The sequence below is a fragment of the Kribbella sp. NPDC104218 genome, assembly GCF_055584105.1.
This window is the reverse complement of sequence record NZ_JBVJMQ010000003.1, coordinates 382,352-393,576: the sequence shown is the minus strand read 5'-3', so window position 1 is coordinate 393,576 and position 11,225 is coordinate 382,352. Positions and strand designations below refer to the sequence as shown.

Here is an 11,225-nt window from a genome sequence, read left to right as displayed (position 1 = left end):
GTCACCTTTCGGTCATCCGGCGCAGTGGCTTCCGAACGGGGGCGGACAGTTCCTTGCACCGCAGCGCCAGACCGGCCACGGTCGGCGCGGCGAACACGGTCCGGATCGGGATCTCGATCCCGATCGCCGTGCGGGCGCGCGCCACGAGCCGCGTGGCCAGCAGCGAGTGGCCGCCCAGCGCGAAGAAGTCGTCGTCGATCCCGACCCGCTCGATCCCGAGCACGTCGGCGTACAGGGCGCACAGCTGTTCCTCGAGCCGGCTTCCCGGCGCCCGATAGGCCTCGCCGCCGAACTCGGGCCGCGGCAGTGCGGAGCGGTCCAGCTTGCCGTTCGGCGTCAGCGGCAGTTCGGCGAGGACGACGAGCGCCGCCGGGATCATGTACGCCGGGAGCCGCGTGCTCACGTAGGTGCGCAGCTCGTCGGCGGCTGGAGCGGCGCCGTCCGGCGTCACGTACGCGACCAGCCGGACGTCGCCGGGCTGGTCCTCCCGGGCGATGACCACCGCCTGCCGCACGCCAGGATGAGTGGTCAGCGTGTGCTCGATCTCCGCGGGCTCGATCCGGAAGCCGCGGACCTTGATCTGGTGGTCGGTGCGGCCGACGAACTCCAGCTCGCCCCGGCCGTTCCAGCGCGCGGTGTCGCCGGTGCGGTACATCCGCGCGCCAGGGACGCCGTACGGGCTGGCCACGAACCGCTCGGCGGTCAGCGCTGCCCGGCCGTGGTAGCCCCGGGAGAGACCGTCGCCCGCGATCCACAGATCGCCCGGAACCCCAGCAGGGACAGGTTGGAGCGACTCGTCCAGCACGTACACCTGGGTGTTGCCAATCGGCCGGCCGATCGTCGGCGCGGCCCCGGACACAACCTCTGCTGCACTCGACCAGATCGTCGTCTCGGTCGGTCCGTAGAGGTTCGTGACCGATGCCGCCTGCTTGGCCAGCGACTCGGCCAGCGCCGGCGGCAGTGCCTCGCCGCCGGTGAGAACCCGCAGCCCGGTCAGCCGCGTCGCGTCCGTCGTCACGAGCATCTGCCACAGGGACGGCGTCGCCTGCATCAGCGTCACCTGCTCGCGGTCGATCAGGTCGAGCAGGACGCCGGGCTGTGCGACCTCTTCGCGACCGGCCAGCACCACACCGGCTCCAGCCAGCAGCGGCAGGAACAGTTCGAGCCCGGCGATATCGAAGGCCACGGTTGTCACGGCCAGCAACCGATCCGCCGGTGTCAGGGCGAACCGGTCCTGCATCGAGGCCAGGAAGTTCAGGAGGGCACCGTGCCCGATCACGACGCCCTTCGGCGTCCCGGTCGAGCCTGACGTGTAGATCGTGTACGCCGCGTGCGCCGGGCCGACCGCGACCTGCGGGTCCGTATCGGTGTACGCCGACAGGTCGGCTGCCGCGAGTACGTCCTCGGTCAGCACCAGGACCGGCGCACAGTCGGATACGACGAACTCGACCCGAGCGGCCGGATACTCCGGATCCACCGGAACATATGAACCGCCGGCCTTCAGGATCGCGAGCAGCGCAACCACCAGCTCGGCCGACCGCGGCAGCAGCACCGCGACCCGAGACTCCGGCCCGACACCGGAGTCGATCAGCCAGTGCGCGAGGCGGTTTGCGCGCCGGTTCAACTCGTCGTACGACGTCGTCTGGCCGGCCCAGGTCAGTGCGGGCGCGGCCGGAGTCTCCTGGACGCGTTGCGCGAACAGGGCGGGCACGGTCGTGGGCTCGACCGGCAGGGCGGTGTCGTTCCAGCCGTCGACCAGCAGCTCCCGCTCCCCCGGGCTGAGCACGACGACCAGACCGACCTTGCGCGTCGGCTCGGTGACGACCTGCTCGACCACGCGGACGAAACGGGCCGCGATCTCCTTGACCGTCGACCGGTCGAACAGGTCGCTCGCGTACTCGACCCCGCCGATCACCGCGTCGCCCCTGCTGTTCGGCGACAGGTTGAAGAACAGATCGAACTTGGCGGTGTCGGTCGGCACCGGCTCGACGGCGACCTGCACGCCGGGCAGATCGAGGTCCGGACGCACGTTGTTCTGCCAGGCGAACATCACCTGGAACAGCGGGTGATGCGTCGTCGAGCGCTCCGGCCGCAACAACTCGACCAGCCGCTCGAACGGCACGTCCTGGTTGTCGTACGCCGCCAGCGCCTTGTCCCGGACCTCGTCCAGCACCTCGTCGAACCCGCGGCCGGGCGCCGGCTTGACCCGCAGCACCCAGGTGTTGACGAAGAAGCCGATCAGGTCCTGGACGGCGTCGTCGGTCCGGCCGGCGATCGGCGAGCCGATCGTCACGTCCTCGCCACCGCCCAACCGATGCAGCAGGACAGCGAGCGCCGCCTGGAACACCATCGACACCGTGACGCCGCGCGCCTGGGCCAGCTCCTCGACCTTGCTCAGCACAGCGCGCGACAGCGTGAAGTCGACGATCCCGCCGCGGAAGGTCGAGACATCCGGGCGTGGCCGATCCGTCGGCAGCACCAACGGCTGCGGCACGCCGTCCAGCTCGTCGCGCCAGTACGACGCCTGCACCGACTGCAGGCTCTCCGGATCGGACTCGGCCCCCAGCAGCTCGCGCTGCCACAGGGCATAGTCGGCGTACTGGACGGTCAGCCCCGGCCAGCCAGGCGCCTCACCGCCGAGCCGTGCGCGGTAGGCCGTCGAGAGGTCGCGCGCCAGCGGCGCCATCGATCCGCCGTCACCGGCCACGTGATGCAGCACGAGGACGAGGAGGAACTCACCCGGCCCGGTGTGCAGCAGCGAAGCGCGCACCGGCAGCTCGGCGGACAGGTCGAACTGGTGCGCGGCGATCGCCGACACCAACTCGGGCACTGCGCTCGGCTCGACGAAGCGGTGCTCCTTCCAGAAGACCTGCGCCTCCTCGGGCGCGAGGATCCGCTGGTAGGGCTGGCCGTCGAACTCGCTGAACACGGTCCGCAGCGCCTCGTGCCGCGCGACGACGTCCTGCAGCGCGGCGTGCAGTGCGGCCGCGTCCAGCTCACCGCGGAAGCGCAGCAGCTGCGGGATGTTGTACGTCGACGACGGCCCTTCGAACCGGTCGATGAACCAGAGCCGCTGCTGGGCGTACGACAGCGGCAGCGGATCGGGCCGGACCGCCGGCCGCAGCTCGGTCCGGACCGTGCCGGTCTTCGTCAGCTGAGCAACCAGAGTGGCCACGGTCGGTGCCGTGAACACCATGCGGATCGGGATCTCGACGCCAAGCACCGTCCGGGCCCGCGCGACCAGCCGGGTCGCTAGCAGCGAGTGGCCACCGAGTGCGAAGAAGTCGTCGTCGACACCGACCCGCTCGACGCCCAGCACGTCCGCGAACAGCTCACACAGCGCTTCCTCCTGCGGGCCCTTCGGCGCCCGGTAGACGCCGCCACTGAGCTCGGGCTCCGGCAACGCCGAGCGGTCCAGCTTCCCGTTAGGCGTCAACGGCAGGGCATCCAGGACGACGACCGCTGCCGGGACCATGTACGCCGGCAGCCGCTCGCCCACGAAGGCACGCAACTCGTCGACCGCCGGCTCGCCGGACTCCAGCGTCACGTACGCGACCAGGCGCAGGTCGCCCGGCAGGTCCTCCCGGGCGATCACGATCGCCTGCCGGACCGCGGGATGCGCGGCCAGCGCGTACTCGATCTCGGCCGGCTCGATCCGGAACCCGCGGACTTTCAGCTGGTGGTCGACCCGTCCGACGAACTCGAGTTCGCCGTCCGGGCTCCATCGGGCCTTGTCGCCCGTCCGGTACATCCGCTCGCCCGGCGCGCCGAACGGGTTCGGCACGAACCGCTCGGAGGTCAGACCGGGTCGGCCGTAGTACCCGCGGGCCACACCGGCGCCGGCGGCGTACAGCTCGCCGAGCGTGCCCGGCGGCACCGGCTTCAGGGTCGGACCGAGCAGGTACAGCCGCATGTTGCCGAGCGGCCCGCCGATCGGCAGACTCGCGCCCTGCGTCCAGTGCTGCCCCGGCTCCAGCGTGAACGCCGTGGTGTAGAAGGTCTCGCTCGGCCCGTAGGTGTTGATGATCCGGATGTCGGGCAGGACGGCGCGGGCGCGCTCGATCAGCGCGTTGGTCAGCGTCTCACCGCCCAGTACGACGGTTCCGACGTCCAGCCGCGCTCCGACCGTGTCGACCAGTTCGGCGAAGGCCGAGGGGACCGTGCTGATCACCCCGCCGCTCCACTGGTCGCGTTCGCCCACGACCAGGACGTCGCGGACCAGCTCGATACAGCCGCCCGAGCACAGGGTCGCGAACAGCTCCCAGACCGAGATGTCGAAGCCGACCGACGTACCCGACAGCAGCTTCGATCCGACCGGCTCGTCCAGGTACGCACGCATCCGCAGTACGGCGTTGGCAAGCACGCGTTGGGTAACCGCGACGCCCTTCGGGATGCCGGTCGTACCCGAAGTGGTCAGAACGTACGCGAGGTTGTCCTGGCGCGGCCGGACGCCGGTCGGCTCGTGGGTGCGCGGATCGTCCTGCAGTGACTCCAGGTGCAGCCGCGGAAGGTCGGCTACCGGCACCAGCTCATCGGTCGCCCCGTCCGTCACCATCAGCAGCGGCCGGACCGACTCGAGCGCTCTGACCACCCGCTCACTCGGATAGTTCGGGTCGACCGGCAGATAGGCCGCACCGGCCTTCACCACGCCGAGCAACCCGACCAGCAGGTCGACCGTCCGCGGCAGCGCGACGGCCACCACAACATCCGGACCGGCGCCGCGGCTGATCAGCTCGTGCGCCAGCGCGTTCGCCCGGCGATGCAGCTCCCGATAGGTGATCGTCCGGCCTTCGGCCTCGACGGCGATCGCGTCCGGCGTCTTCAACGCCTGCTCGACCAGCAGCTCCGGGACGGTGACGTCCGGCAGGTCCACCACGGTTTCGTTCAGCTCGCGGACCAGTCGTTGGCGTTCGTCGTCCGTCAGCACGTCGATCTCGTGGACCGAGGTTTCGAGACCGGCAGCCAGCTGGTGCAGGACGTCGGTCAGCCGGTCGGCGACTCGATGGGCAGCAGCGCCGTCCATCACCTCAGGCTGGTACTGCAGGCTCAGCCGCAGGTGCGGATCGGCCGCGGCCAGCACTGTCACGGCGTAGTGCGTTGCGGCGTGCGGCCGGATGCCGGTCACCGCGAGCCCTGATCCGGCGGTCGCCTCGGCCAGCCCGGCCCGGTCGACCGGGAACGACTCGAACACGACCAGCGTGTCGAACAGCGTGCTCAGACCCGTCGCGCGCTGAATCTCGGCGAGACCGACCTGGTTGTGGTCGAGCAGACCGGCCTGGGTGTCCTGGATGCGACCGAGCAGCTCGGCCAGCGAGTCCGTCGGAGCGCACCGGACGCGGACCGGGACGGTGTTGATGAACAGACCGATCACCGCGTCGATACCGTCCAGCTCGGCGGGCCGCCCGGACACCGTCGTCCCGAACAGCACTTCCTGGCGTCCTGTCAGCTCAGCCAGCACGAGCGCCCAGGCCGCCTGGACGACGGTGTTCAGCGTGACGCCTGCTTCGGCCGCGCGCTGCGAGAGCAGCTGGGCGTCGGAGCCGGACAGCGCCAGGTCGATCTGCGTCACCCCAGTGACCGGACTGCGGTCGGCCGGTGGCGGTACGACTGCGGCCAGCAGGGTCGGCTCGTCGACGGCGGCCAGCTCCGCGCTCCAGGCTCGGGCTCCGGCGTCCGCGTCGTACTGCGCGAGCCACTGCAGGAAGTCGCGATAGCTGCGCTCGTGCGGTAGCGGCTCGGCGCCGTACAGCCGGATGAGCTCCTGCATGATCAACGGGAGTGACCAGCCGTCGAACAGCACGTGATGCGCGGTCAGCACCAGCTCGACGCGGCCCTCGGCGAAGGTGACCAGGGTGAAGCGCAGCAGGGGTGGCGCGGCCGGATCGAAGTGGGCGGCTTGCTCTTCGGCGAGCAACGCGCTGAAGGCTTCGTCGTCGGACAGCTCGACGTGCCGCCACGGCACCGCGACACCCTCGACCGGGATCTGCACCTTGTCACCGGATGCCGAGGTGGCGAAGGCGACCCGGAGATTCGGATGCCGATCGAGTAGCGACTGCGCTGCCCGGTGCAGGACGTCCGGATCGACGCGGCCGGCGAGCCGGAAGACGAACTGGGTCTGGTAGGCGTCGAACTCCGGACCGGCCAGCATTGCGTGAAAGAGCAGCCCGGACTGCAGCGGTGTCAGCGGCCACACGTCGTCGAACCGGCCGTAGCGGTCCTGCCAGCCGCTCAGCTCCTGCTGAGTCACCGACACCAGCGGTACATCGGACGGCGTGAGACCGTGGCCGCCGCGTTCGACGTCCTCGGCCAGCTCCTGCAGTGCCGCGCACCATGCGGTCGCCAGCTCGTCCACCTCGTTCTCGTCGAGGAGCTCACCCGCGAAGGTGAACAGGCCGGTGAGCTGGTCACCGGTGACGACCGTGTTGAGTTCGAGCGCCGACAGCAGCGGCATGTCCGCGGCCGGAGCGGCAGTCAGCTCGGGCCGCTCGGGCGCTGGCGGCCACCCCTCCCAGCTGAAGCGACCGAGGTAGTTGAAGCCGATCTCGTCCACCGGCCAGCCAGCCAGCGTCGCGGCCGTCTCCGGGTTGGCGAACCGCAGGAGGCTGTAGCCGATGCCCTTGTCCGGCACCGCGCGCAGCTGTTCCTTCACCGCCATCAACGAGGCCGCCACCGAATCGGCAACTGTCAGCCGGACCGGGTACACCGTGGTGAACCAGCCGGCCGTCCGCGACAGGTCGGCGCCGGGGGCGAGCCACTCCTCACGGCCATGGGCTTCCAGCCGGACGACGGCGTCCGCGCCGGACCGCGCCCGCAACGCCAGGGCGAACGCACTGAGCAGCACCTCGTCCACACCGCAGCGGTACGCCGTAGTGATCTTCTCGACAACCGCCGAGGTCAGCTCGGCCGGAAGGTCGACGCGAACCGTGCGCGCCGTTCCGGCGACGTCGATCGCCGGATCGAGCGGCCGCCGTCCGATCGAAGCGGCCGGCCGGTCGAGCATGTCGACCCACAGATCCAGCTCGGCAACGCGCTGCGTGGCCGCATCCGTGAAGGCGTGCAGCCACCTGCGCAGCGAGGTCGCCACTGGCTGCAGGCTCCGGCTCTGCGTCGCCGCGACCAGGTCCGGGAGCAGTACGCGCCACGAGACGCCGTCGACGATCAAGTGATGTGCGGCCAGCAGCAGTCTGCCCGGCTGGCCGTCGGCCTCGAACAGCACGACCTGCAGGACGACGCCTGCGGTCGCATCGATCCGTCCGACAGCCTGGGCCGCTTCGGCGGTCAGCCGATCACTCCACTCGGGAGTGTCCCAGCCGCTGTCCCAGCTGTGTGTCGTCAGCACCTGCTCGGCGCGCACCGCCCCCACCGGCCGGACGACGAGGACATCCGAATCCAGCTGGGCCCGGAGCGCGTCGTGGTGATCGATCAGCTGCTCAAGAGCGGCGGTCAGCGTGGCGTGGTCGAGAGCAGGCGGAGTCTCGACCACGAGCCACTGCGCCAACCCGTCGAGCCCCGCACCGCGCTCTGCGATGAGCTGAGCCATCGGAGGCAACGGCATCGAGCCGACGCCACCGCCGTCCAGCTCCTCGAGCACCGGGAGCTCGGACTGGCGTCCAGCGACCTCGGCCAGGGCGGCTACGGTTCGGCGCTCGAAGACGTCCCGCGGGGTGATCGTCAACCCGCGATGCCGGGCTGCCGACGCCACCTGGATCGCCCGGATGCTGTCGCCGCCGATGGTGAAGAAGTCCCGGTCGATCCCGACGCGGTCCATCCCGAGCACCTCGGCGAACACCTCGGCGAGCGTGTGCTCGTCCGCCGTCCGGGCCGCCGCGAACGGGCCGTCCGAGAACTCCGGCGCGGGCAGCGCCGCGCGGTCCAGCTTCCCGCTGCCGGTCAGCGGCAGCCGGTCCAGGAAGACGAACGCGGCTGGGACGAGATGCGCCGGGACGCGGGCGGCCAGGAAGGTGCGCAGCTCACCAGATGTCAGCCCCGCTTGGAAGTCCAGCTCGCGGTCAGCGCTACCGATGCCGCCCGCGGCCGCCGGGACGACGTACGCGATCAGCTGCGTGATGCCGTCCGCCTCACGCGCCAGCACGGCCACCTGCGCGACACCCGCGTGCTGCTCGATCGTCGCCTCGATCTCGGCCGGCTCGACCCGGAAGCCCCGGACCTTCACCTGCTGATCGGCCCGGCCGGCGAACTCCAGCTCGCCGTCCGCGTTCCACCTGGCGAGGTCGCCGGTCCGGTACATCCGCGCGCCCGGAGCACCGAACGGGCACGGGACGAAGCGCTCGGCCGTCAGCCCCCAGCGACCGTGGTACCCGCGGGCGAGCCCCGCACCGGCGATGTAAAGGTCACCGGTCATTCCCGGGACGACGGGCCGCAGCCCGCTGTCCAGGACGTACAGCTGGGTGTTCCAGATCGGCCGGCCGATCGGGACGACGGCCGCGCCGGGCTCGCACTCCCACGACGTCACGTCAACCGCGGCCTCGGTCGGGCCGTAGAGATTGTGCAGGCCGACCCCGTCGAAGACCTGGTGGAATTGCTCGGTCAGCGCGGGCGGCAGCGCCTCACCGCTGCAGATCACCCGGCGCAGTCCGCGTCCTGATTGCGGTACGCGAAGGAACTCGGCCAGCATCGTCGGCACGAAGTGGAGCGTCGTGATCTGCTCCCGCTCGATCACCTCGGCCAGGTACTCCGGATCGCGGTGCCCGTCCGGCCGTGCGACGACCAGGGTCGCGCCGGTGATCAGCGGCCAGAAGAACTCCCAGACCGACACGTCGAACGAGGACGACGTCTTCTGCAGGACGCGATCCGATCCGTCCAGTCCGTAGGTGTCCTGCATCCACAGCAGCCGGTTCACGATCGCAGCGTGCGAGACCAGGACACCCTTGGGCCGCCCGGTCGAGCCCGAGGTGTAGATCAGATACGCCGGCTGCGCGGGATCGACCTCCCTGCTCAGCTCTCCCCCCTCGCCGCCGGTGAACTCCGCCACCAGCGCGGAGGTGAGCACCAGGACCGGATCAGCGTCGTCCAGCATCAGCTGAATGCGCGCTTCGGGGTAGTCCGGGTCGATCGGCAGGTAGGCCGCACCGGCTTTCAGAATGCCGACCAGCGCGACAACCAGCTCCAGCGACCGCGGAATGGCGACCGCGACCAGCTGCTCCGGCCCGGCCCCCTCCTCGGCGAGGCGCCGCGCCAGCCGGCCGGACCGCTCAGCCAGCTCCCGGTACGTCAGCGACGCATCTTCGAACCGGACGGCGATCGCGTCCGGGGTTGCAACGGCCTGCTGCTCGAGCAGAGCGGTCAGGCTGCTCTCCGGCGTCAGCACCTCCGGACCGCGCGACGCGGCCAGCTCAGCCGCCCGCTCGGACTCCGACAACAGCTGCGGCGCGGCCGAGCGATCAGCCATCACCGCGATCAGGAACGAGCGGAACCGATCGGCAAGCGCCTGGACGTCGGACTCGGCGTAGAACTCGGCCGGTGCGTCGAAGCGGATGAACTGGTCGCTGTCCGGCGAACCGTCGCCGTAGACCGAGATCATCACCTCGTCCAGCGAGCCGAAGACGCCACCGGCGAAACGGGCTCGGGCCGCACCCAGCTGCAGCTCCTCGACCTGCGGGATCACGTTGACGATCGGACCGAACGGACTCCGCGTCGCGCCGCGCTGCCCGGTCGCCCGCTGGATCAGGGACAGCTGGTGACCGGCATGCCGCAACAGCGACCGCCGCTCGTCGACGACGGACGACGCCAGCTCGGCCAGGCCCGCGCCAGGCGGCAACTCCGGCCGCAGCGGCACGATGTTGGACAGCAGCCCCGGCGCGCGGCGCGTGTTACCCGTCCGGTTGTTGACCGTGAACGAGACCAAGGGCCGCGAGCGGCCGGTTGTCTGGCCGATGAACGCGACGACCGCGCCGACCAGCAGCTCGGAGACCGACTCGCCCCACTCCTTGACCACGTCGGCTGGGACCGATCTGGTCGCGGTGACCATGCCGAGCGGTTTCGACAGGTCGTCCCAGCGCGTCACCGCACCCGGCGCTTCGGTGTCGCCGCGCAGCAACCCGGTCGGCAACTGGGCCGGCTCCGGGCCGTCGGCGAGGTACTCGATCCAGAACTCCTCGGCCTGGCCGAACCGCGCCGACGAGCGATAGGACTGATCCTTGCTGAGGGCAAGCATCAGGTCGGCGGGCGGCTGCGCGGGCACCGGCGTACCGGCGCTCAGCGCGCTGTAGACCTCGGCGATCCGCTGGGACAGCAGGTTGATCAGACCGAACGCATCGGTGACGACGTGGTGGAACACCAGCACCAGGAGCGTCCGCTCGGCCCCCAGCCGCACGGAGCCCATCCGCAGCAGCGGGTCGGTGGCCAGCTCGAACGGCCGACCGACGAGGTCGGCGATCAGGTCCTGAGCCGCGGCCAACGGGTCGGCCGCCGCGCCGGTGTCGGCGAAGAACGGCTGCCACTCCCCCGCGTCCCAGCTCACCTGGCGGACGACGGCGTCCGCGCGGACGAAGTTCACCGTCAGCGGCGCCGACTCCGCGACCACGCGCCGCAGGGCCTCGTCGAGGTGCTCGCGGTCCAGCCGGCCGGCGACGTCCCAGAGAACGGCGACGTTGTTCGGCTCGTCCGGCGCCACCTCCTGCGCCAGGTACATGGCCTCCTGCGCCGGCGTGACATCCGAAGAACCCATCGACGTGTCTCCTCCTCAGCTTGCCGGCCTGCTGACGTCGTCCCCGAGTCTCGTAAGGCCCGCAAGCGGGGTCAACCGGGCTGAAAGACCTGCGCCAGAATCACTCCGGCGGCCGCCCGGCGCGGATTCCGCGACATTTGATCACACGAGATTTCACAATCCTTGACAATTGCGCACATTCGCCGACGCGCGCGACCCCCGGCCCGGGCTTGAACGATAAGGCATGATCGTTTCCGGACCGCGGTTCGCGGTTACTGAAGGGACCGCGGGCGCCGAACCAGGCGCTTTTCGGCATATTCACGGGGAAAGGGGACCAGTCACGCACCTATCGTTCCGGCAGGCGGATCGCCTGCACGGACAGGGCAGCTCGCCGCCGGCGCCGGTCTGGGGGACCTCGCCGCGGGCCCACAAATATTCATTCAAGCATTTGAACACTCGGAGTCAATCATTTGATCTGGACATTCTCGCCCGGGTCGAGTACGGACCGCCTGAAATACATCCGTATCATTGAACTTTGGGGGATGCTTTGCCCAACCAT

The 11,225-nt window shown here is 70.4% G+C and carries 1 protein-coding gene; it reads right to left on the bottom strand.

Annotation, left to right across the window (positions count from 1 at the left end; all coding sequences use genetic code 11):
- Nucleotide 1 precedes the first annotated feature (1 nt).
- Nucleotides 2-10,687, bottom strand: a complete 10,686-nt coding sequence (locus ACZ6ZD_RS26765) for an amino acid adenylation domain-containing protein (protein WP_465676659.1) — start codon at nucleotides 10,685-10,687, stop codon at nucleotides 2-4.
- Between the last annotated feature and the right edge of the window lie 538 nt (nucleotides 10,688-11,225).

Coding starts and splice junctions, on each gene's coding strand:
- ACZ6ZD_RS26765 (WP_465676659.1), bottom strand. CDS start 10,687: ATGGGTTCTTCGGATGTCACGCCGGCGCAGGAGGCCATGTACCTGGCG.